Below are 261 nucleotides of genomic sequence, written 5' to 3'. Positions count from 1 at the left end.
GCCTTCAGCGTCTCGGCAACCAGCTTCACCACGTCGTCGCGCTCGAACTGGACCGACGACAGATTGACCGCGACCCGAACCGAGTCCGGCCAGCCGGCGCAGGCGAGGCAAGCCTTGCGCAGGACCTGGCGGCCCAGTTCGATGACCAGTCCCGTCTCCTCGGCCACCGGGAGGAACTCGGCGGGCGACACCATGCCCCGCACCGGATGAGGCCAGCGCACCAGCGCCTCGCAGGTGGTGATGGTCAGCGTCTTCAGGGTG

Annotated in this window: 1 protein-coding gene; it reads right to left on the bottom strand. The window is 69.0% G+C overall.

The genetic code is table 11. The annotated features are described in order from the left end of the window. The coding region (locus ACK4TH_RS13375) for an EAL domain-containing protein (protein ID WP_409627143.1) at positions 1–261 on the bottom strand (261 nt) is incomplete at both ends.

The organism is Tepidimonas sp. (genome assembly GCF_046292505.1).
Lineage (GTDB): Bacteria > Pseudomonadota > Gammaproteobacteria > Burkholderiales > Burkholderiaceae_C > Tepidimonas.
Note: the sequence above shows the minus strand (reverse complement) of the source record. Positions and strands in the feature narration are given on the sequence as shown.